Raw genomic sequence first — 23,542 nt, 5'->3', positions numbered from 1 at the left:
GATGGCTAGAAAAGAATGCATCGCGATGCTCCTCGCAGGAGGGCAGGGCTCGCGGCTCATGGACCTGACGTCCAAGATCGCCAAACCGGCCGTGTCGTTCGGAGGCAAGTACCGCATCATCGACTTCACGCTCTCGAACTGTGCCAACTCCGGCATCGAGACCGTGGGTATCCTGACGCAGTATCGCCCCTACCAGCTCCACGAGTACGTGGGCTCCGGGCGTGCGTGGGACCTCAACATCACGGGGAGCGGCGTGTCGATCCTGCCGCCCTACGCCACCCAGGAGGGCGGCGCGTGGTACGAGGGCACGGCTGACGCTGTGACGCACAACCTCGACTACATCAAGTCTCACCATCCCGAGTACGTGCTCATCCTCTCGGGTGACGCGCTCTATCGCATGGACTACCGCGAGATGCTCAAGACCCACAAGGAGCACAACGCCGACCTCACCATCGGCGTCATGCCTGTGCCGTGGGAGGACGCGAGCCGCTTTGGCATCCTCACCGCCGACGAGAACGGTCAGGTGACCAAGTTCAGCGAGAAGCCGGCCCACCCCGACTCCAACCTCGCCTCCATGGGCATCTACATCTTTAGCTACGACTTTCTCGTCAACGCCCTCGAGGAGGACGCGATCAACCAGCGTTCGAGCCACGACTTCGGCAACGACATCATCCCCAAGGCCCTCGCCGACGGCAAGCGCCTCTTTGTCCACGCCCACCATGGCTTCTGGAAGGACGTCGGCACCATCGCCTCCTACCACGAGACCTCGATGGACCTCTTGGGCGAGGACCCGCTCTTCGACCTCTTTGACGAGAAGACGCCCATCATGTCCAACGACTCGAGCCGCCCGCCGCACTACATCGGGCCCGACGGCCGCGTGGACGATTCGCTCGTCGCCAACGGCTGCCGCATCATGGGCACCGTGCGTCACTCCATCATCTCGACCGACGCCTGCGTCGGCGAGCGCGCCATCGTCGAGGACTCCGTGCTGCTGCCCGGCGCCATCGTGAAGAACGGCGCCCACGTGAGCCGCGCCATCCTGGGCGAGAACGCCGTCGTGGAGGAGGGCGTCAAGCTCGGCTCCGTCGACACCACCAAGGACACCGCCGTCGTCGGAAACGACGTCGTGATCGGGAAGGGGGAATGATTCCGATGATGAACACCAAAGCCATCGGATACATCACCGCGAACTACGCGGGCAACGAGCCCAGCAAGCTCCTCGAGAACCGCCCGGTGGCGGCGCTGCCGTTCCTCGGCCGCTATCGCCTCATCGACTTCCCGCTGTCCAACATGACCAACGCCGGCATCCACACCGTCGGCCTCGCCATGCCGGGCAACTGGCGCTCCATCGCCGACCACGTGGGCCACGGCGGGGACTTCCAGCTCGACCGCAAGATCGGCGGCCTCTACACCTTCCCGGGCAACCCCTACGGCACCACCAAGCGCGGCATGCGCTTCCTGCTCCGCGACATCATCTCCAACCGCGAGCTCTTTGAGCGCTCCGACGCACCGTACGTGGTGGTGATGGGCGCCAACATCATCTTCAACATGGACCTCAACGAGGTCATCGACGCGCACGAGCGCTCCGGCGTGGGCATCACCATGCTCTACGTCAAGGCCGAGCGCAAGCACTCCGACGCGAGCCGCCTCATCATCGGCGACGCCGGCCGGGTGCAGAAGGTCGAGCCGGGCTGCGAGTACGGTGACAACAAGTTCATCGACTGCTTCATCATCAACCGCGACCTCCTGCTCGACATCATCAAGCACTACGCCAACGCCGACTACCTCGACTTCTTCGAGGCAATCGCCGGCGACATGGCGCGCGTCGACGTGTGCAGCTACGAGTACAAGGGCCTCGCGATCGGAATCTTTGGCGAGCGCAGCTACTACGAGCGCTCCATGGAGCTTCTGGCCCCCACGGTCTACGACCAGCTCTTCCAGAAGGATCGCCCCATCCGCACGAAGGCCCACGACGCCGCCCCGGCCAAGTACTACGCCGGCAGCAACGTGGCCAACTCCTTCGTCTCGGCAGGCAGCAAGATCCACGGCACGGTGCGTAACTCCATCCTCTCGCGCAACGTGATCGTCGAGAGCGGCGCCAACGTGACCAACTCGATCATCATGTACGGCTGCGTCATCAAGCGCGGCGCGCGCGTTGAGAACGCGATCATCGACAAGAACAACGTCGTGCCCGAGAACACCGAGTATCGCGGCACGCCCGACGCGATCATGGTGATCGGCAAGGGTACGCGCCTCTAGCGTCTCGGATGTTACCCTTTGCGCCCGCGGCGGCTCTGGCCCCGCGGGCGCGTTATCATTATGAGCGTATGAGCGCCGCCCTCCCCTATCCGGTCGGCGACGAGACGCAACCAACGTGTGTTTAGGAGCTATACGATGGCAAAGAACAAGATGCAGGTCGTCTTCGCCTCTGCGGAGGTGGCACCCTTCGTTAAGACGGGCGGCCTCGGCGATGTGGCGGGATCCCTGCCCCAGGAGCTCGTAAAGGACGGTGCCGAGGTCATCGTCATGTGCCCCAAGTACGCCACCATCCCCGACGTCTTTAAATCGCGCATGGAACACTTCTGCGACTTCTACGTCAACCTCGGGTGGCGCAACGAGTACTGCGGCCTCGAGAAGCTCGAGGAGGGCGGAGTCACTTACCTCTTTATCGACAACGAGCACTACTTCAATCGCAGCTACCCCTACGGCTTCTATGACGACGGTGAGCGCTTTGCCTTCTTCTCCAAGGCCATCTGTGAGAGCCTCTTGCACCTGCCTGAGGGCTTTGAGTGCGACGTGCTGCACTGCAACGACTGGCAGACCGCGCTCGTGCCGGTGTTTCTGCACGAGTTCTACCAGGGGGTTCCTCTCTGCCAGCGCGTGAAGTGCGTCTTTACCATCCACAACATCGCCTTCCAGGGGCAGTTCTCCGACAAGATGCTCAACGATGTGCTCGGCATGGCGCACATCCCCAACGCCGCTCGCCAGCTCCACTGTGACGCGACGTCGATCAACTTCATGCAGGGCGGCCTCTCCTACACCGACGCCATCACCACGGTGAGCCCGAGCTATGCACGCGAGATCAAGACCTCCGACTACGGCGAGGGCCTCGACTGGCTGCTGCGTCAGCGCTCGGATATTCTCTCGGGCATCCTGAACGGCATCGATGAGCCGTCGTGGGATCCCTCGACCGATTTCCAGATCACCGAGAACTACGGCGTGGGCCACATGGAGGGCAAGGCGGCCTGCAAGCGTGCGCTCCAGGAGGAGCTCGGGCTCGAGGTGCGCGACGACCGTCCGCTCATGGTCATGGTGAGCCGTCTCACCCGTCAGAAGGGCATGGACCTCGTAACCTACTCGCTCGACCGAATACTCTCCGGCGGCGTGCAGGTGGCCGTGCTCGGCACGGGCGACCGCGCCTACGAGGACGCCATGAACTACTTTGCCGGCAAGTACCCCGGGACCATGGCCGCGCGCATCACCTTTGACTCCGCGCTCTCGCGCCGCATGTACGCGGGCGCCGACCTCTTCCTCATGCCGTCGCTCTTCGAACCGTGCGGCCTCTCGCAGATCATCGCCATGCGCTACGGCACGCTGCCCGTGGTGCGCGAGACCGGTGGCCTGCGTGACACCGTGACGCCCTACAACTACTTCACGGGCGAAGGCACGGGCTTCTCGTTTGCCAACTTTAATGGCGACGAGATGGGCGACGCTGTCTTCCGCGCCGCGCGCCTGTTCTGGGACGATCGCGCCGCATTTAACCACGTGGTTGAACAGGCCATGCAGACCGACTTCTCGTGGACGCGCTCTGCGGCCGCCTACATGGACCTCTACTGCCACCTGCACCCCGATGTGGAGCCCGTCCCCCCTACGCCGCCCGTGGTTGAGGCCGAGCCCGAGCCGGAACCCGAACCGGAGCCGGAGGTGGCAGCCGAGCCCGAGGCCAAGGCCGAAGAGCCCGCTGCTGAGGCAAAGGCCGAGGAGGCGCCTGCTGCCGAGGCCGCCCCGACAGCCGAGGCCGCCCCGGCAGCCGAGCCCGAGCAGGAGCCGGTCAAGGAGACCGCTCCCGCCGCCGAGAAGACCCCCGAGCCTGCGGCCGGGCCGACCGCGAAGGCGAGCTCCCCAAAAGTAGCCAAGAAGGCCGCCGCGCCTAAGGCGACGGCAGCCAAGACCACGGCCAAGAAGACCACGACGCGCAAGACCACTGCCAAGGCAACCGCAAAGCCGGCTGAGGAGGCTGCTGAGACCGCCAAGGCTACCGCCAAGACGACGACCAAGGCTGCTACCAAGGCGACCACTGCCACCATGGCCACGACGGCTGCAAAGGATGCCGAGGCAGCCGCTCCCAAGGCCGCCACGACTACCAAGACCACGACGCGCAAGACTGCCACGGCCGCCAAGAAGCCAGCGGCTAAGGCGACAACTGCCACCAAGGCGACGACAACCACCAAGAAGACCGTGGCGACCAAGGCTACGGCTGCAAAGGCCACGACCAAGGCAACCGCAACCAAGGCGACTGCCGCCAAGACTACCGCTGTCAAGCCTGCAGCGACCACGACGACAACCGCTGCCAAGGCCGCTCCGGCTAAGGCAGCCTCAGCCAAGACTGCTGCGGCCGCGACGGCCCCGGCAAAGGCGGCCACGACTAAGACTGCACCCGCTGCATCGATGACGACCGCTGCCGCCAAGGCAACTACAGCCAAGGCCGCCGTTCCGGCCAAGCCGGCCGAGAAGGCCCCCGCGACTGCCAAGGCCGCGACTTCTACGGCAAAGCCCACGTCCACGGCTGCCGCCAAGCCGGCGCCCAAGGCGACCTCGGTCAGCGCCGCCCGCAAGCGCACGAACAAGCGCTAAGCCTCGCCCTGGCGCCCATCGACGGCCCGCACGGCCCCGGAACACCGCGTTCCGGGGCCATTTTCGTGTTCGGCCCAACATTTAGAAGTGATTCTACGTGCATCATCATCTCTCATGGCCCGCATCGATGAATCCCCCACTCGCACGGGCCTGCATCACCTATAATGGATGAGCGCTCAACATCTTGACAGAGCGTCAATATCCTGATAATGAGCGTCAGCTAGAACGGACACCATATGAAGCTCATCCACAATTCCCGCGAACCGGAGTACCGCACGCCGTTTGGCGCCGTCCGCGCCGGCAGCACGGTCACCATCGCGGTCCGCGTGGAGGAACCGCCGGCCACTCAGCTCGCTGTAATCCTCCGCACCTGGGTCGACGGCGGGGGGGAGCGCCTGCATCCCATGATCCCCGACGGAGAGGGCCGCTACGTCTACCAGCTCAAATGCTCCCGCCCCGCTAACATCTGGTACTCGTTCCACACCGCATGGCACGAGAATGAGAGCGAGGAGAGCGACGTCCACCACCTCCACCTCGGTGCTCCGCAAGGGCACACCGGTGGCGAGGGCGTTATGTACGACTACACCGAGGTCCCCTCGTTCCAGATCAGCGTCTACGAGCATCGCGCCATCCGCCCCAGCTGGTACGAGCGTGGCATGGTCTATCAGATCTTCCCCGACCGGTACCGCCGCGACGAGCACTGGCACGAACGCACCGAGGCCGCCCTCGACAAGCCGCGCCACGGCGCGCGCCGGCGCCTCGTTGAGGACTGGTGGGAGCCGCCCGTCTACGAGCGCAACGAAGACGGCTCCATCGCCTGCTGGGACTTCTACGGCGGCTCGCTCAAGGGCATCGAGGAGGACCTCCCGCGCTTAGCTGAGCTAGGCATCACGGCCATCTACCTCAACCCCATCTTTGAGGCAACGAGCAACCATCGCTACGACACGGCCGACTACCTCAAGATCGACCCCATCCTCGGCACCGAGGACGACTTCCGCGAGCTCTGCCAGGCCGCCGAGAAGCTCGGCATCTCCATCATCCTGGACGGCGTCTTTAACCACACGGGCGACGACTCCCTCTACTTCAACCGATACGGCAACTACCCCGGCGAGGGCGCTTGGCAAAGCGAGGACTCCCCCTGGCGTGGCGCCTACGAGTTTAACGAGGACGGCACCTACAAGTGCTGGTGGGGCGTGGCCAACATGCCCGACTTCAACCTCAACTCGCCGCTCGTGCGCGACTTGCTCCTCGGCGAGGACGGCGTCATTCGCCACTGGACGCGCGCCGGCGCCCGCGGGTGGCGTCTCGACGTGGCCGATGAGCTTACCGAGGAGCTCATCGCCGACATCAAGCGCGTGCTTCTTGACGAGAAGCCGGACGGCCTTCTGCTCGGCGAGGTCTGGGAGGACGCCTCCAACAAGATCAGCTACGGTCAGCCGCGCCACTATCTGCAGGGCGCCGAGCTCGACTCCGCGATGAACTACCCCTTCCGCAGCATGGTGATCGACTTCCTCATGGGCAACATCACCGCCGGTGAGGCTGCCGAGGTCATCTGGAGCCTGGCGGAGAACTACCCGCCCGAAGCCCTCGCCTGCTGCCTCAACCTGCTCGGCAGCCACGACCGCCCGCGCATCGCGAGCGTACTCGGCGGCGGCCCGGATGAGAGCAAGCTCCCCGAGGAGGAGCGCGGCCGTTGGCGCCTCACGCCTGAGGCCATGGGGCTCGCCAAGGCGCGCTTCTGGCTCGCCACCCTCATGCAGATGACCTTCCCGGGTGTTCCCTCCATCTACTACGGCGACGAGTACGGGCTTGAGGGTCTCTCCGACCCGGGCAACCGTCGCGGCTTGCCGCGCCCCGGCGATCCGCACGAGTACGATATGGAGACCATCATCAAGAACGCCTCCGGCGTGCGCCGTGAGCTACCGGTGATGATTGACGGGAGCATCGAGCCCTTTGCCGTGGGCGACGACGTGCTCGGCTACACCCGCAAAAACGCTGCCGGCGAAGCCGCCACAGTACTCATCAACCGCAGCCAGTGCTCTGAGCAGGATGTGCGCATTCCCGCGCTCGGTCCCTGCGCAACCGACGTGGTCTCGGGCGCGGAGCTTCCCGTTGCCGAGGACGGCACCGTTGGCGTGCACCTGTGGCCCTTTGGCTCCGCCGTGATCTCGTTCCACGCCGACGAGCGACTCCAGAAGCCGCTCGAGCCGGGTGCGGGCGTGGTCTGCCACATCACGTCGCTCCCCACCCAGGATGGCCGTCCGGGCACCCTGGGTGCGCCCGTCAAGCGCTTTATCGACCACCTCGCCGCCATGGGCTTCCGCTACTGGCAGGTGCTGCCGGTTAATCCCACCGACCTCTTTAACTCCCCCTACGCCGGCCCCTCGGCCTTTGCGGGCAACATCGACCTTCTGCCCGAGACCGAGGCCGAGCTCCGCGCCGACTATGTGCGCTGGGAGGCCGCCGGCGGTGCGGGCACCGATATCGCCTACCGCGACTACGTAGCCGAGCAGCGCGCCTGGCTCGAACCCTACTGCGCCTTTATGGCCATCAAGAAGCTCACCGGCGGCGTGTCGCGCCACGAGTGGCCCGCTGAGTTCCAAACTTGGAAGCCCGCGCTCCTCACCGACCGCCGACTTGCCAAGGAGGCGCACGTTCAGTCCTACCTCCAGTACCGCTTTGAGCTTGCCTGGCAGGACGTCATGGGCTACGCCAACGCGCAGGGCATTCAGGTGATCGGCGATATCCCCATGTATGTCTCGGACGACTCCGCCGACGCCTGGGCGCACCCTGAGCTCTTCTCGCTCGACCGCGACGGCCGACCGACCGAGATCGCCGGTGCGCCGCCTGACAACTTTGCCCCCGACGGCCAGGTGTGGGGCAACCCCACCTACCGCTGGCCCGTCAACCGCGCCGAGGGCTATACATGGTGGCTCGCGCGCCTGCGCCGCGCCACCCGCATCTACGACCGGGTGCGCCTCGACCATTTCCTTGGGTTCCACAACTACTTCAGCATCCCCGCCGGCCGGCCCGGTTCGGAGGGGCGCTGGGTTCCCGGCCCCGGCAAAGAGCTCTTTGAGCGCGCTCGGGCGGAGATCGGCCCGCTGCCCTTTATCGCGGAGGACCTCGGCGTGCTCACGCCCGGCGTGCGCGCACTCGTGAGCGACTGCGGCTTCCCGGGGATGGACGTGCTGCTCTTTGAGGACTACGACATCCGCCAGGGTATCTTTGCCAAGCCCGGTAAGATCCTCTACACCTCGACGCACGACACCGCGACCCTAGCCGGCTTCTGCACCTCCTCCTTCTGCGGGGGCGACGAGACGGCTGGCGCAGAACTTGCCGAGAAGCTCGTGCATGACGCGCTCGACACGGACGCCGAGCTTGTGATGATGCCGCTCCAGGACGTGCTGGGTCTTGGCGACGACTGCCGCATGAATGTTCCCGGCGTGGCCGAGGGCAACTGGGCCTGGCAGGCACGCGAGGAGGATATCGTTGCCGCCGAGCGTTCCACGGCGCGGTTGCTGCGCGCGACCGGTCGCTCTTTTGGAGAGGCGGCCCTTGTGGAGGACGATGATGAGGCCGTCGAGGCCGCTGACGCTGCAGAAGCGGCTGCGATCGCCGCGGCCGCCGCAGCCAACTCTCCTGCCGCCGGCACTGCCGAGGCGTAGCGGCCGCGCACATTGCCTGAACCGCGGGGGCTGCGCTTCACAGTCTCCGCGATTTTGGGTAGAGTATCGATTGTTCAAAGCTGGCGGCGCCTTCTGGGCGCCGCTTCTCACGTAGATGAGGGGATATCTATGGCACGTTACGATTATCGCTGCACGGCGTGCGGCAACGTCTTTGAGGTCGAGCACGGCATGACCGAGCACCCCGAGGTCACCTGTCCCGCGTGTGGTGAGCCGGCGAGCAAGGTCTTTAGCGCAAGCGGCATCTCCTTCCAAGGGAGCGGCTTCTACAACACCGATCAGCGCGGCGGCAGCTCCTCCACCGAGGCCACGAGCGGCCCAAGCGAGAGCGCGAGCACCTCGTCCGAGGGCAACTCCACGGGGAGCGGCTCCTCGAACTGCGGTTGCGAGAACTGCCCGCACAAAGACGCGTAAACTCGACGTTCGACGGTTCTGTCGGCAGCGTGACCTGCCGCACAACACGTTTCTTCTAACGGGGACACCGCCCAAGAGCGCGTCCCCGTTTTGCTAGGTGTCAGCTGCGACGAACGAGCCGAGCGGCAAAGTGACCGTCGGGCCTGCCGAGTGCGGGGATGGTCTGGAGCATGCCGCGCTCGTTCTCCGCCTCGTCCAGATACGCACCTGTCTCGTGGAACAGAGCCTCCTGAAAGATGGGAGCCTCCGGGAGCGGCGCAAGCTCAAAGTCGCGCCCTTCCTCGCTCGCGAGGAACGCATCGACGACCCGTTCATTCTCCTCAGCAAGCACCGAACAGGTGGCGTAGACGAGCTGACCGCCCACCGCAACGCGCCGAGACGCCTCGGTGAGGAGCGCAAGCTGGAGTGCCGGAAGCGCGCCACCGGGCGCCACGTCGGCGGGTTCAAGCCGCCAGGGAATCTCGGGGTGCCGGCGCATGGTACCGGTGCCCGAGCAGGGCGCGTCGAGGAGCACGGTGTCATAGCGCACCCGCTCCCCCGCCGCCGCATCGCACGCAGTGAGCACCTGGTCGAGATGGCGGCAGTCGCCGGTCGCAAACGAGACGCCACGTGCCAGTCCAGACTCCTCGAGTCGCTTGCGGTTGAGCTCGACCTTGCGCGGCGAGAGCTCAGCCGCCACATGCGTACGAGCCATGCCCGCCCGCTCAGATTGTGCGGCCATGACGTAGGTCTTGGTGCCGCGACCCGCGCCGATCTCGAGGCAAGAACCGGCAGCAACGCACGTAGTGGCGATGAGCTGCGCCGTCGTATCGGAAGCCACCGCCTCCCCACGCGCGAGCGCCCGCGTGGCGATAAAGGCAGATGCGTTACCGGGTGTGAAGCATCCCGGCAGGGGAACAAGCTCCTCCCCCGCACCGGCGGAAGTATCCGCAGGGGCGTTCCGGGGGTTGAGGTGAAAGGACACCGGCGCAGGCTCGAGCTCGGCGGCCGTAAGCTGCTCTGCCGCCGCCTCCCCCCGAGCGGCGACGATCTGCTCCACAAGCCAGAGCGGGAGCCCGGCACGACGCGCACGGGAGAACGCAGCGCGCGCCTCGGCAAGCGCATCCTCTGCGGCGAGATACCCCACACGAGCCTCGGCCACACGGCGGAGCACGGCGTTAGCCATACCGGCGGCGCTCGCCGCACGGGCGCGCACGAGCTCGACCCCCTGGCTTACAGCCACCTCGGGCATCGCATCAAGATAGACAAGCTCAAAGGCCGCAACGCGGAGAGCCATCCGTACGGGGAGCTTTACGCGGTTTGGTTTTGCAAGAAAGCGGTCGAGGAGCTCGTCAACGCAACCGCGCGTCGCGGTCACCCCCAGCGCAAGCCGCAGGGCGAAGGCGGCATCGCGCGCGTCGGAGGGGCGCGCATCGGCCCGCTCGAGCACATCTCGCACAAAGGAACCGGAGCGCTCCGCCTCAAGAAGCGCATTCAGCGCCGCGCGGCGCGCCGGGGAAAGCCTGCTCACGAGAGCCGCTCCCACGAGCCCGCTTTGCCCTGCAGACCGGCAACCCATGCCGTGGCGGGCATGGCACGCTTGCCATCGGGCTTTACGCTCACAAGCTCAAGCGCACCGTCGGCACAGCCCAGAAGCACGCGCTTGCCAGCGCACGTAATCTGCCCTTCCGCAGGCACGGGCGAGGCATCAGAGACCACAGCGGCGAGCACGCGGGCAGGCTTGCCGGCAAGGACACAGCGAGCAGGCGCCGCATCGCTCGAGGCGAGGACGCGCCGAGCGTTCTCGAGGGCAGATACGGCGGGGTCGAGCCGGAGCTCCTCTTTGGCGATCTTGGCGGCGTGCGTCACCTTGGACTCGTCCTGTACGGCCCACACCGCCGTGCCGTCGGCGATAGCGGGGAGCACCTCTACCAGAAGCTCACCGCCCATCTCGGCAAGCTCGGCGGTGAGCTCGTCGGCCGTCTTGCCGGCGACGGTCGTTGCAGCCTGCGCGCAGTAGTCGCCCGTGTCGACCCCCTGTCCGATACGCATGATCGACACACCCGTCTCGGCATCTCCCGCGAGAATCGAGCGCTGAATGGGAGCCGCGCCGCGCCAACGCGGCAGGAGCGACGCATGCACGTTCACACAACCGAGCGGCGCCATGGTGAGCACCGCCTCAGGCAGGATGCAACCGTAGGCGGCCACGCAAAAGACATCGGCATCTGCGGCGCGGAGGGCGTCCAGCGCCTCGGGGGTCATGCGCGACGTCTCGAGCACAGGTAGGCCCAGCTCCTCGGCCGCGACCTTAACGGGCGAGGGCTCGAGCCGCTTGCCGCGCGAGCGGACGGCATCGGGCCTGGTCACCACGAGCACGACCTCATGCTCCCGGGTAAGCGCCCGGAGCGACGGCACCGAAAAGGCTGGGGTACCCATGAAGACAACGCGCATACGAGCTCCTTTCTGCTGGATTTGCCTAGCAGTGTAGCAGCAACAAGATCAACGGACGCCCCATGACCAGCAACTGGGCTAGGGACGAGATTGCTTGCGAGACGCTGTTACTCGGTGTCGCCCGGCTTGGCGCCGCGCGAGAGGGCGTCCTGATAGCGACGCATCGCGTGCATGCGGTCTTTGGGACTCAGGCGCTCAAACATCGTGATGCCGTGCAGATGGTCGATCTCGTGCTGCAGGCAGACGCACATGAGGTCGCCCGACGCCTCGTAGCGCATAAGATCGCCGTCGAGGTTCTCGGCCTCCACGACCACGTGGTCGGGCCGGCGAATCTCACAGGTAAGTCCGGGGATAGATAGGCATCCCTCGTTAAAGGGCACCAGACGGTCGGACTGCTCGACGATGACCGGGTTGATGAGCACGTAGGGGTCGTAATCGTCCGCCGAGGTGTAGTCGACGTCGATGATGACGAGCTGGATGAGCTCGCCCACCTGGGGCGCGGCAAGACCGCAGCCCTCGCTCTCGAACATGTCGCGCTCCATGCGCTCCACGAGCTCACGCAGCTCGGGCGTGATCTCCTCCACAGGTGCGCACTCCTGGCGCAGGCGGGGATCGGGCGAGATCACGATGTCGTTCATCTCCATGGGGTTCCTCCCAAAGGTCGTGTTGTCCGTGGGATATGGTACCCCACGCATGAGAATTTGGGGACGGGTGCGTTTTTCTCAAAAGTGAGAAAAACGCACCCGTCCCCAAATTCTCACATAAGGTCGTACGCGTCGATATCCACGCTCACGCTCATGCCGGAGGGGGCCGGATGGGCGTCGAGGACAGCAGCAATCGTCTCGGAGATGTGGTAGCCGAGCGGCGACTTGATAACGATATGGAAGCGGTAGCGGTCCTTAGCCCGTGCGATGACACAGGGTGTGGGGCCAAGCACCACGGGCGCCACGGTGGGGTCGCCAGCGAGCGAGAGAGAACGCGCGGTGCCCGCCGAGCCAGAGCCCGCAGCAGCGGCGCCATCGCGGAGCGCCGGGGCATGAGGGACCGTCGTAAGCCGTTCCGGCGCCGTAGCGGCAACGAGCCGGCGCAGATCGCGCGCAAGGTCACCGGCATAGCGCTCGGCCGCCTCCTCCGAAGCGCTCCAGCACGTGATGTTCGAGAGCCGCACAAAGGGCGGGTAGCCGGCATCAGCGCGCTGGCTGCGGTCGTGGCTGGTAAAGATGGAGCGGTCGTGCGAGGCAACGGCACGGATCACCGGGTCGTCGGGCAAATAGGTCTGGATGATAACCTCGCCCGGACGCTCCCCACGGCCCGCTCGGCCAGCGACCTGCTCAAGGAGGTCAAAAGCACGCTCGCCCGCCCGAAAGTCGGGCATCTTGAGCGCATAATCGGCCATGACCACGCCCACGAGCGTCACTTCGGGAAAGTCCAGCCCCTTGGCGATCATCTGCGTGCCGAGGAGCACCGCGCTCTCTGCCGCATCGAACGCCTCGAGGAGCTTGCGGTGGCCGTCCTTGCCGCGGGTGGAGTCGGCATCCATGCGGATGACCTCAACGTGCTCGGGCAGCAGAGCGCGGAGCGCATCCTCCACCTGCTGCGTGCCGAGACCCATCTTGGCAAGATAGCGGCTCCCGCACTTAGGGCAGGCGCTTCCCGGTGCGGGATAGGGGCGCACGTGGTAGACCGCGCCGCAGGTATGACACTCGAGCGTGTGCGTACGCTCGTGATAGGTAAGGGCCGTTGAGCAGTGGCGGCACGTGGGCACGCAGCCGCATTCGCGGCACATGAGGAAGGGGGCAAAGCCGCGGCGGTTGTGCAGGAGCACCGCCTTTTCGTGGCGCTCGGCGACCCCGAGGAGCGCCTCCTCGAGCTGGCGCGAGAAGATCGAGCGGCTCCCATGCGAGAATTCGCGTCTGAGGTCGGCGATAACGATGCTTGGCAGCCGTGAGCCGGCGGGGCGCTCCGGCATCTCGACCCGTTGCCAACGCTGGCCCTCCACGCTCCCCCGCCAGCAACGGTCGAGCGCCTCGGCCGAGGGCGTGGCAGACCCGAGCACCAGCGGCACGTGCAGACGCCGCGCCATCTCGGCGGCAACCTCGCGCGCATGGTAGCGCGGGCTCGAGCCCTGCTTGTAGCTCTGCTCGTGCTCTTCGTCGATAATGATGATCCCCAGGTCGCGAAAGGGGCAGAAGAGCGCCGAGCGGGCACCCACGACCACGCGCGCCGCACCGGTGCGCACCATATCCCACTGGTCGAGGCGTTCACCGGCCGAGAGGCGCGAGTGAAAGACGGCGACCGTCTCGCCAAAGCGCGACCGGAAGCGCCCGACCGTCTGCGCCGTGAGCGAAATCTCGGGCACAAGCACGCAGGCCGAGCGCCCCTCGGCAAGCACCCGCTCGATGGCGGAGAGGTAGACCTCGGTTTTGCCGGAGCCCGTGACGCCGTCGACCACGACCACGTCTCCCCGCTCAGCTTGGCGCGCCTCGTCGATCGCCGCAAGCGCCGCCTCCTGCCCTGCCGTAAGGTGCGCGGGAGCCGCCGCACACGCCGAGGAGAGCGTCGTGGAATCGCCGGTCCCACGCCAGGCGCGCCGCTCCTCCACCTTTACCACGCCGCGCTTAGCGAGCGCGCGCACGGTGGCGGAGAGGTCGCCGTGGAGCGCGGCGAGCTCCCGCGTGGTCACCGGCCCGCACGAGAGCGCCGCGAGAAGCTGCCGCTGGCGCACGGCGCGCTGGGGCGGCTCATAGGCTTCGGCACCCGGGGCGAGCGACACCACGCGCTCATGCACCTCGGGAACGGCCGGCTCCTCCACCCGGTAAGTGCCGTCGGAGGCGCGCACGAGCCGCGGTGTGCCGCCCGGGGGCAAAAAGAGCCTCAGGCACTCGGCAAGAGGCGCCACGTATTCGCAGCTCATCCAAAAGGCGACCTCTCCCGCCCACGGAGCGCACCGCGGACGGGCAAGCACCGACTCCAGAGGTTTAACGCGTGCGGGGTCGAGCCCGTCGGCACCGGGAAGGTCGGCGAGGTCGCGCGCAAGCACGGCCACGTAGCCGAGGGCCTTGCGTCGGCCAAAGGTAACGAGCACGGTCGAGCCGGGTTCAAGCTCGTCTGCAAGCGAGCCGGGCACAGCGTAGGCAAAGGGCTCCGAAAGGGCCCGCGCGGGGATGTCGACGATGACGGAGGCGTAGCAGGCGACCGGCTCGGACGCCACCGGCGTCACGGCCACCGGAACCCCGGGCGCCGCCGGAGCCGCCGCAGCCGACTCTTCACCCGACGGCGCGCTCCCCTGCGCGGGAGCTCCAAACAGACTCAGTTGCTCAGCCATTATCTCACCGCCCCGGTACCAAAAAAGCAGGCCGAACGCATCACGCTACGCCGCGATGATACATTCGGCCTGCCCCGCACTTCCTCTCGAGAGCTAGAGCCCGCACGTGGCGCGGAGCTCCTCCACCCGGTCGCAGCGCTCCCAGGTAAAGTCCGGATCCTCCCGGCCAAAGTGCCCATAGGCCGCCGTCTTCTCGTAGATGGGGCGGCGCAGGTCGAGGTCGCGGATAATCGCGCCCGGGCGCAGATCAAAGACCTCCCCCACGGCGCGCTCGATGGTATCGACCGGCACATGCTCCGTCCCAAACGTCTCGACCATGAGCGAGAGCGGGTGCGCCACGCCGATGGCATAGGCGAGCTCGACCTCGCAGCGATCGGCAAGGCCGGCGGCTACCACGTTCTTGGCAACCCAGCGCGCCGCATAGGCGCCGGAGCGGTCAACCTTGGTGCAGTCTTTACCCGAAAACGCGCCACCGCCATGGCGGCCCATGCCGCCATAGGTGTCGACGATAATCTTGCGGCCGGTAAGGCCCGTGTCGCCCATGGGGCCGCCCACCACAAAACGCCCGGTGGGATTGACGTAGATCTGCGCGTCGCGCCACGCGATACCCGCCCCGTCCATAACGGGTGCGATCACGTGCTCGAGCATGTCGGCACGGATGACGCCCATGTCCTCGATCTCGGGCGAATGCTGGGTAGAGACGACGATGCAGGTCACCTCGACGGGACGGTCGTCCTCGTAGCGCACGGTCACCTGCGTCTTGCCGTCGGGGCGCAGATACGGGAGCGTCCCGTCATGGCGCACCTGCGCAAGGCGCTCGGCCAGCCGGCTCGCAAGGTAGTGCGGCATGGGCATAAGCACGTCGGTCTCGTTGGTGGCATAGCCGAACATCATGCCCTGGTCGCCCGCGCCGATAAGGTCGAGCGGGTCGGTGGTGCGCCCGGCCTGAACGTCGTAGCTCTCGTCCACGCCCTGCGCGATGTCTGCACTCTGGCCGTGGATCATGTTGATGACGCCGCAGGTGGTGCCGTCAAAACCGTACTTGGCGCGGTCGTAGCCGATACGGCAGATCACCCGGCGGGCAATCTCCTGCACGTCAACGTAGGCCTGGGTGCGAATCTCACCCGAAACCACGACCATGCCCGTGGTGAGGAGCGTCTCGGCCGCGCAGCGCACGTTCTCGAGCTTGGCGGGCACACCGTCGGTGTCAACGTAGCCCTGAGCCTCGAGCACGGCCTCCTTGGCGAGGATAGCGTCGAGCACGGCGTCCGAGATCTGGTCGGCGATCTTGTCGGGGTGACCCTCCGTGACCGACTCCGAGGTAAAGAGAAACGAGCGGCCCTGGGAGAGCAGGGTGGAACGATTGTCCGGCATAGAAGCCCCTTTCTGTTGCGGCGCGGCGGCCGTTACCATTCCTCCGCGCCTATGGCGTGAAAAGAGAATAGGAGGACGGGTGCGTTTTTCTCAAAAAGTGAGAAAAACGCACCCGTCCCCTTTTTCTCACTCCGCGCGATGCGGCTCGAGCGCCTTGAGCACAAAGGCGTTGGCCTCGCGGCAGAGCTCGTCGGTCGGCGCCTCGGCAAGCGAGCGCACGAGCGGCTCGGTGCCCGAGGCGCGCACGAGCACGCGGCCGCGGTCGCCCAAAAACTTCCCGGCCTCCTCGGCGGCGGCGATAACGGCGGGGTCGTTCATGGCGGCGTCGCGATCCTTGACGCGCACATTCACGAGCTCCTGCGGATAGAGCTTCACCGGCGCGCAGAGCTGCGAGAGGGTCTCGCGCTCGGCACGGAGCACCTCCATCACGCGCAGGCTCGTCATGATGCCATCGCCCGTGCGCTCCATGTCGCCAAAGATGATGTGGCCAGACTGCTCGCCGCCCAGGCTGTAGCCGTGTTCGCGCATGCAGGCGTAAACAAAGCGGTCGCCCACCGCGGTGGTCTCGTAGGTAAGGTGCGCCTCGTCAAACGCCTTGAAGAGCCCGAAGTTGCTCATGACCGTAGGCACCACGGTACCGGCGGTGAGGCGGCCGTGCTTGTTGAGGTAGACGCCGCAGACGTAGAGGATGAGGTCGCCGTCGACCACGTTACCGCGCTCGTCCACCGCGATGCAGCGGTCGGCGTCGCCGTCGTAAGCAAAGCCCACGTCGAGGCCCTGCTCCACCACGTGGCGGCGCAGACGGTCGATGTGAGTGGAGCCGCAGTCGACGTTGATGTTAAAGCCGTCCGGCGAGTTGTTGATCACGCGGACGTCGGCGCCGAGCGCGTCGAACACGGGCTTGGCCACCGAGGAGGCCGAGCCGTTGGCGCAGTCGAGCCCGACCTTGACGCCCTGGAGCGAGAAGTTGGCGCTCGCGATGAGGTGGGCGATGTAGCGGTTGCGGCCCTGCATGTAGTCGACGGTGCAGCCGATGGCGTCGCCCGTGGCGAGCGGCACATCGCTCTTGCCGTCGATGTAGTCCTCGATGAGCTCGAGCACGTCCTCATCCATCTTATAGCCCTCGCCGTTAACGAGCTTGATGCCGTTATCGGTGTAGGGGTTGTGGCTCGCGCTGATCATGATGCCGCAATCAAAGCGCCCGTCGACGGTCTCGTAGGCCACACCGGGCGTGGGAATGACGTGGAGCATGTAGGCATCGGCGCCCGAGGCCACGAGGCCCGCGATGAGCGCGCTCTCAAACATGTAGCTGGAGCGGCGGGTGTCCTTGCCCACCACGACGCGCGCCTTGGTGTTGCGGCGCGCTCCGTAGTACCAGCCCACATAGCGGCCGATCTTAAAGGCATGCTCCACGTTGAGGCTGACGTTGGCCTCGCCGCGGAACCCGTCGGTGCCGAAGTACTTCATGGATGATCCCTCCAGATGGTTGCTGCGAAAAGCGGCCCCGCGGCCGCGACAACTCGGACAGTGCGTCCTCTATTGTAGCGCGAGCACGAAGTGCCCAGCCGAGGGGAGGGACCTCCACAAACTGCGCTTGAGGCGTGGGGAGCCGGGCGTGCCGCGTTTCGCGGGGCGGGGCCTCGAGGGCAGGCGCTCTCCAGACGCTTATCTCGCTGACCCGTTCCCCCGCTGACCGATTTTTTCTAGTAGAAGGAATCCGACGAATCTCGGCTCGTTCGCGACCAATTCCTTCTACTAGAAAGATTCAGTCGAATTTGGCGCGGATTGTGACTGATTCCTTCTACTAGTCGGGGGTGATTCCTCCTGTTAGATGAAATCGGTCAACCGAGGCTGGCGGCAGAGGGTCGGGAACCGGTCAACCGAAACACCGAGCGGAGAGGCAGATGACGAAACGAGATAACGCCAGGCGGGAGGCCCCGTGCCGCACGAGCGGTGCGGCATGGGGAGAGACGGCCCCTATGGTGCGCGGAACAGCTGCTATGCTGCGCGGGGCGTGCGGCGCAGGATGCGACCGCCCTGCGCCACGGCTGCACTCAACGCGAGCGCTACGAGCGCGAGAACCGCAAGATAGGCCGCCGCACCCACAACACCCGTCGCGTCGCCACCCACAAGAGTGCGGAGCGCACCGGCAAGAACGTTAGCCGGGAGCACCGTTCCGAGCACCGCGAAGGGTCCAGAGGTAAAGAAGCTCGGCACAATCACCCCTGAGCAGACAACCTGCAGGGCCACAAGCGCAAGGAGCACCGGCGCGGCCAGGCGCCCCGTAACCAGACGGATGAGCTGCGCGCACGCGGCGAGGGCGAGCGCCCCCAGCACGAGCACGCCCGCAAACGCCGCAGCAGATGCGCCGGACAGGCCTCCAAAGACGATGCCCGCCACCGTCACGAGCAACGCCTGCACGAGCACCACGAGCGCATAGGCTGCAAACTGCGCAAGCGCCGCCAGGGCACCGCGGCCGGCCAAGACGGCGCGCCCGTCGAGGCCCGGCAGCAGCAGCGCCGCCGCCACGGCACCGGCGGCAAGCGCCAGGGATGCCGCGAGTGGGACGAGTGCCGCAGGGCCCTCTATGCGCGCGCCCACCGTGGCACTGCGGAACCGCACCGGGCTCGAGGCCACGCTCGCCCGCTCGGTATGGTTGGTCGAGACGTCGGCAAGCGTGTCACCCGCGGTCTTGAGCGTGTCGGTGATGCCCTCGCTTGCCGACGAGAGCTGCTCCACGCCGCTCGAGAGCTGCGACTCCGCATCAGCCATCGCGCCGATGCCTGTTCCGAGCGCGCCCACGCCCTGGCCCACGGTATCGAGCGCCTGCCCGAGGGCGATGTTGCCCGTGCCCAGAAGATCCGTCTGGTCGGCCATGAGACCGAGTGCCTCGCCGAGCGACAACGCACCGGTGGAAAGCGCGCTCACGCCCGAGCCGATCGCCCCGTCCGAGCCAAGCTGCCCGCCGATTGCCGACACACCCTGGCCGAGCAGACTCACCGTGTCGGCAAGTCCGGGGACGGAACCCGCCTCCGTCTCGGCGCCGGCAAGAGTGAGCTGCGCGGTTACGACCTGTTTTGAGATGTTCGCGGCGGACGTTACGATGCCCGTCGCGCTCTCGCCGAGACTCTTGGCCGTAGACGCGACCTTGCCTGACGCCTCCCCGGCTGCGGAAAGGTCGCCGGCGAGATCGCCGTTCGCCGCCGTAGCTTCGTTGAGCCCCGCAGAGGCATCGGATGCCCGCCTAGAAAGGTCAGCAGCGATTTGGGCGGCGCCGGTCAGCTTGGCGGAAATGTCCGAGCGTTTTGTCGCAATGTCTGCGAGCTCCGAGCGAACCCCCTGAATCTTGGTCAGAACGACCTGTGGGTCCGATGCGGCATCCTCAGGTGCGCCATCCGTTGCATCTTGATCGGGAGCAGCGTCTCCGGCAGCCGTGTCCTCTTGCTGGCCATCGGGCTCGATTGCTTTCGAAAGCTCCTCAAAAAGCCCATCGAGCTCGGCGCTTTTCTCCTGATAGCTCTTCTCGAGCTCAGCAAGCTGAGCGGAAAGGCCCTTCACCTGATTCCCCGAGGCATCCTTACCACCGGCAAGCTCTACTTGCAGCGCCGCGGCACCATCGCGCACCGCGTCGACGCCCCCCTGCGCGCCCGCAACGCCGTCCACCACGCGTTGCGCATCTGCCTGCACCGCGCTTCCCGCAACGCTCCACGCAGCGAGCTGCTCAGCGAGCGTCTTGCCCTGCTGTGCCAGCACGGGCACCTGAGTACCCATCGAGGCGAGGTCGCCCGTCGCGCTCGAAAGATCATCGGCCACCCCGCCGAGGGCCATGCCGACCTGGGTGATCTGCTTGCCAAGGCCGGTCGTTTGCTCCCCCATCTGGTTGAGGCCCTGACCCAACAGCTCCGCACCCGAGGAGAGCGCACCCACGCCCTGCGTGGCGGTGAGGTCGAGCCCGGCAGCGAGCGCCTGAGCGCCGGTGCCCACGGCCGTCACGCTGTCGGCGATGGTGCCCACGCCCTCGGCGAGCGCGCCCGTGCCGTCGGCCGTCTGCGCAAGGCCTTGGGCAATGGCATCGGTGCCCTGCTCAAGGGCGTCGTAGGCGCTCGTGAGCATCACCGTGCCGTCAGCGGTGAGCGTAAGGCGCGACGCCTGGCCGCGCACGTCGGAAAGCACGGAGAGCAGGTAGTTCTCGCCCAAATCGCCTTTGAGGCGCGCCTGCACCTGCTTGAGGGCGGCGGTGCCGGCCTCGGTGGCAAGCACGTTCTCGCTGCCCGTCGAGACCATCTCGATCGTTGCCTGCTCGGGGCTCGCGGCGGTAAGGCTCGCGATCTTCTCGGAGTAATCCGCGGGGATCTTGAGCGCGAGTGCGTACGTTCCGTCGGCAAGGCCCGCGTCGGCCTCGTCCTCGTCCACCACGCTCCAAGCGAGCTCGTGCGAATCGGCGAGCGAATCCACAAAGTCGTCCCCCGCCGTTACCGTGCGACCGCCGGCGTCGGTGGCACCCTCGTCGAGGTTGACGACGGCAACGGGAATGCGCGAGGCGGCATCGAGCGCAGGCGAGAAGGCCGCGATGAGCGCCACGCAGAGGATGAGGGGCGCGAGCACGCCCGTAATCGCCAGGGCGCGCGCACGGCGGTTGCGGCTAAGCGAGGCGCCAGTCAGGCGAATCGTGTCAAAGAGGCTGTTCACTGAGCATCACCTTCTGCAGGGGAAGGGTCGAGCGAGTCGGCGGGCTCGGCAGCATGCGCTGCAGAGGGAGCCGAGGCACTACTCGCCGCAGAGCACTCCCCCGCCGCAGCCAGCTCCTCGGCGGCCGTCATATCGAGCGCCACGACATCGTCCGCCGCACAGGCAACGGAGGTGTCGGTCGTCCCCACCATGACGGCCACGCCGTCCTCCCGCGCGATGGCCGACATGAGACGCACAAACGCAGCACCCTCAGCGGCGGAAAGGTTTGCAACGAAAGGGTCGGTAAGGTCCACCGTTGCCGCGCGCGGGCGGCAGACGAGCGCGAGCGCCGCCGAGAGACGGGCCCGCGCCGCCGGCGTGAGCGCCGAGACCCGGCGGTCGGCATCGGTTGCGAGCTCAAAGCGCGCGAGGTAGGCGAGCGTGTCGTCTCCGTCCCACTCCGGAGCATCGTCGCTCGGTGCCACGGCACGACGCCACAGGCCGAATTCGTGCGCAAGCGCCTCGTCTACGGTGAGCGAACCGTCGGGTTCCGCCACGCCGGCAAGGACGCCGACGCCCACGGTGCCACGCGGGAGCCGAGGAGCCCGAAGGAGGCGCCGAGCACCGCCCCGCGCCGCAAGCTCGACCCCGTCCACGGAAAGCGAGCCCGCTGCCGGCGCGGCAAGTCCCGCCACCGCCCGCAAGAGCTCGGAGGCAGGCTCCGCAGTGGAGCACGCGAGCGCGAGCACGCGCCCCGGCCGAGCCGCGAACGTGGCATATTCATAGGTGGGGATGCCCGGCCCGCGGCGGCGCCCGCACACATCGCGCGCGCTCACCACCGCACCCGGCTCGTCCTCCCCTGCCGCCCGGGGCTCAACCGCTGCATCGTCTGCCGTGGCGGCAGACGGTAAATCCTCGTCCAGACGCACTGGTCCTCCATCGTCACCCCCGGCTCGGCGGGGACGCGTACAGATTCATCAATCGTACCCAATCTGGACGAACATGACGGGCTCAGCGCCGCCCCCGTTACCGAAATCTTTGATGCGCCCCGGGCCGCAATGAAATCAAATTCGGACCCATCGCGGCTCAGAATGCATCGCGGTTCGGAACAGGCAATCGCGGCCCGCGACGCAGAGCGAACACACCTTGAGGACCGGCCCGCCCGGCGCATGGACTAAACGACGACCCATCCCGTAGCGGTCCGCAACCTGGCTCGCCATCGCCGCTGCCCGCACCAAGCCAAGACCGTATAATAGGTGCGCAACGCACACTGCACTGACCTGATCCAGAAAGCGAGCCTTCACATGACACAGCCCGTCCGCGTACGCTTTGCCCCCTCGCCCACCGGCAAGCTCCACATCGGCGGCGCGCGCACCGCCATCTACAACTGGGCCTTTGCCCGCTCCAACGGCGGGACCTTTATCCTGCGCATCGACGACACCGACCCCACCCGCTCCACCGACGAGAACACCCAGATCATCTTGCGCGCCATGCGCTGGCTCGGTCTCGATTGGGACGAGGGCCCCGAGGTCGGCGGCGACTTTGGCCCCTACGCGCAGACCGAGCGCCTCGACCTCTACCGTGAGGCGGCCGAGCGCCTGCTTGCCGAGGGCAAGGCCTACCCCTGCTTCTGCACGCCCGAGCAGCTCGAGGCCGACCGCGAGGCCGCCCGCGCGCGCAAGGACCCCTTCCAGGGCTATCAGCGCCGCTGCCGCAACATCCCCGCCGACGAGGCCCGCGCGCGCATGGAGGCGGGCGAGCCCTACACCATCCGCATCAAGGTGCCCGAGGACCGCGGCGACGTGGTGGTGGATGACGCAGTGCACGGCAGGGTGACCTTTGCCGCCAAGGAGCTCGACGACTTTGTGATCTTCCGCTCTGACGGCACGCCCACCTACAACTTTGCCACCGTGGTGGACGACGCCGCCATGGGCATCACCCACGTGATCCGCGGTGACGACCACCTCTCCAACACCCCGCGCCAGGTAATCGTGTACGAGGCACTGGGCGCGCCGGTGCCCGTGTTCGCGCACATCTCGATGATCCTCGGCGCCGACGGCAAGAAGCTCTCCAAGCGCCACGGCGCGACCTCCGTGGAGGAGTACCGCGACGCCGGTTACCTCTCCGACGCCTTTGTGAACTACCTGGCGCTCCTCGGCTGGTCGCTCGACGGCGAGACCACCGTCATCCCGCGCGATGTGCTCGCCCGCGAGTTCTCGCTCGAACGCATCTCCAAGAACCCGGCGACTTTTGACCCCAAGAAGCTCGACTGGATGAACGCCGAGTACATCAACCGCATGGACGACGCCACCTTTGCCGACACCATCATGCTGCCCGAGCTCCATAAGGCCGAGCTCATCGACGAGGGTGCGGAGTTTGACGAGGCCTGGGTCGACGCCCTCGCCGCCATCGTAAAGCCCCGCACCAAGATGCCCGCCGACGCCGCCATCGTGTCCGCGCCCATCTTCGCCACGGCAGATACGCTTGTCTACGACGAGAAAGCGGTCGCCAAGGGTCTTGCCAAAGAGGGCATGGGGACTGTGCTCGACGCCGCCCGCGCCGCTCTCGAGGCGCTGCCCGAGGACGGCTGGACCGCCGAGGCCATCGACGCTGCCCTCGAGCCGCTCCCCGAGGCGCTCGACCTCAAGAAGCGCATCGTCTTCCAGGCGGTGCGCGTGGCCGTGTGCGGCAACCTCGTGAGCCCGCCCCTCGGCGAGACCATGGAGCTCATCGGCCGGGACGACTGCCTCGCACGCATCGCCCGCGCCCGCGAGATGGCGCTCTAGCGACA

At 66.7% G+C, this 23,542-nt stretch carries 14 protein-coding genes; 6 read left to right on the top strand and 8 right to left on the bottom strand.

The features are described from left to right. Position 1 precedes the first annotated feature (1 nt). The 5 genes from B5G20_RS04065 to B5G20_RS04045 all read left to right on the top strand — a co-directional run bounded on the left by B5G20_RS04065 (position 2) and on the right by B5G20_RS04045 (position 8,954). On the top strand, positions 2 to 1,147 hold the full coding sequence (locus B5G20_RS04065) for a glucose-1-phosphate adenylyltransferase (RefSeq protein WP_087355325.1): 1,146 nt from the start codon (positions 2 to 4) through the stop codon (positions 1,145 to 1,147). Positions 1,148 to 1,152: 5 nt separating this feature from the next. Next, complete coding sequence (gene glgD, locus B5G20_RS04060) at positions 1,153 to 2,259, top strand: glucose-1-phosphate adenylyltransferase subunit GlgD (protein ID WP_087355323.1); 1,107 nt, start codon at positions 1,153 to 1,155, stop codon at positions 2,257 to 2,259. 135 nt (positions 2,260 to 2,394) lie between these two features. Beyond that, positions 2,395 to 4,854: a glycogen synthase GlgA gene (glgA, locus tag B5G20_RS04055; protein ID WP_239286868.1), complete on the top strand. Its 2,460-nt coding sequence runs from the start codon at positions 2,395 to 2,397 to the stop codon at positions 4,852 to 4,854. A gap of 236 nt (positions 4,855 to 5,090) precedes the next feature. Then, the gene (locus tag B5G20_RS04050; protein ID WP_087355322.1) at positions 5,091 to 8,522 is read left to right on the top strand and encodes a 4-alpha-glucanotransferase; all 3,432 of its coding nucleotides are present in this window, start codon (positions 5,091 to 5,093) and stop codon (positions 8,520 to 8,522) included. A 129-nt stretch (positions 8,523 to 8,651) separates the two neighbouring features. After that, on the top strand, positions 8,652 to 8,954 hold the full coding sequence (locus tag B5G20_RS04045; protein WP_087355320.1) for an FmdB family zinc ribbon protein: 303 nt from the start codon (positions 8,652 to 8,654) through the stop codon (positions 8,952 to 8,954). A gap of 100 nt (positions 8,955 to 9,054) precedes the next feature. Here the strand turns inward: B5G20_RS04045 and B5G20_RS04040 are convergent, their stop codons facing one another. From B5G20_RS04040 to B5G20_RS04005, 8 genes are all read right to left on the bottom strand, one after another. Next, complete coding sequence (locus B5G20_RS04040) at positions 9,055 to 10,464, bottom strand: transcription antitermination factor NusB (protein ID WP_239286867.1); 1,410 nt, start codon at positions 10,462 to 10,464, stop codon at positions 9,055 to 9,057. Beyond that, positions 10,461 to 11,384: a methionyl-tRNA formyltransferase gene (gene fmt, locus B5G20_RS04035; RefSeq protein ID WP_087355316.1), complete on the bottom strand. Its 924-nt coding sequence runs from the start codon at positions 11,382 to 11,384 to the stop codon at positions 10,461 to 10,463. The genes B5G20_RS04040 and fmt overlap by 4 nt, the downstream gene beginning before the upstream one ends. Positions 11,385 to 11,491: 107 nt before the next feature. Beyond that, positions 11,492 to 12,028, bottom strand: a complete 537-nt coding sequence (def, locus tag B5G20_RS04030; RefSeq protein ID WP_087355314.1) for a peptide deformylase — start codon at positions 12,026 to 12,028, stop codon at positions 11,492 to 11,494. 113 nt (positions 12,029 to 12,141) lie between these two features. Next, a complete protein-coding gene (priA, locus tag B5G20_RS04025) occupies positions 12,142 to 14,709 on the bottom strand; it encodes a primosomal protein N' (RefSeq protein WP_087355312.1) in 2,568 nt (855 codons plus the stop codon). 93 nt (positions 14,710 to 14,802) lie between these two features. Further along, a complete protein-coding gene (gene metK / locus B5G20_RS04020; protein WP_087355311.1) occupies positions 14,803 to 16,083 on the bottom strand; it encodes a methionine adenosyltransferase in 1,281 nt (426 codons plus the stop codon). A 126-nt stretch (positions 16,084 to 16,209) separates the two neighbouring features. Further along, positions 16,210 to 17,550 carry a phosphoglucosamine mutase gene (gene glmM, locus B5G20_RS04015; RefSeq protein ID WP_087355310.1) on the bottom strand — a complete coding sequence of 447 codons (1,341 nt, stop codon included), beginning with the start codon at positions 17,548 to 17,550 and terminating at the stop codon, positions 16,210 to 16,212. 531 nt (positions 17,551 to 18,081) lie between these two features. After that, on the bottom strand, positions 18,082 to 20,772 hold the full coding sequence (locus B5G20_RS04010) for a YhgE/Pip family protein (RefSeq protein ID WP_087355307.1): 2,691 nt from the start codon (positions 20,770 to 20,772) through the stop codon (positions 18,082 to 18,084). Beyond that, positions 20,769 to 21,680, bottom strand: coding sequence for a hypothetical protein (locus B5G20_RS04005; protein WP_087355305.1), 912 nt, complete (start codon positions 21,678 to 21,680; stop codon positions 20,769 to 20,771). The genes B5G20_RS04010 and B5G20_RS04005 overlap by 4 nt, the downstream gene beginning before the upstream one ends. Before the next feature lie 375 nt (positions 21,681 to 22,055). Here B5G20_RS04005 and gltX point away from each other — a divergent pair, with 375 nt between their 5' ends. Continuing rightward, positions 22,056 to 23,537 (top strand): glutamate--tRNA ligase, encoded by a 1,482-nt coding sequence (gltX, locus tag B5G20_RS04000; RefSeq protein ID WP_087355303.1) that lies wholly within the window; start codon positions 22,056 to 22,058, stop codon positions 23,535 to 23,537. The last annotated feature ends 5 nt before the right edge of the window (positions 23,538 to 23,542 follow it).

The organism is Collinsella sp. An7, from assembly GCF_002159335.1.
Lineage (GTDB): Bacteria > Actinomycetota > Coriobacteriia > Coriobacteriales > Coriobacteriaceae > Coprousia.
Note: the sequence above shows the minus strand (reverse complement) of the source record. Positions and strands in the feature narration are given on the sequence as shown.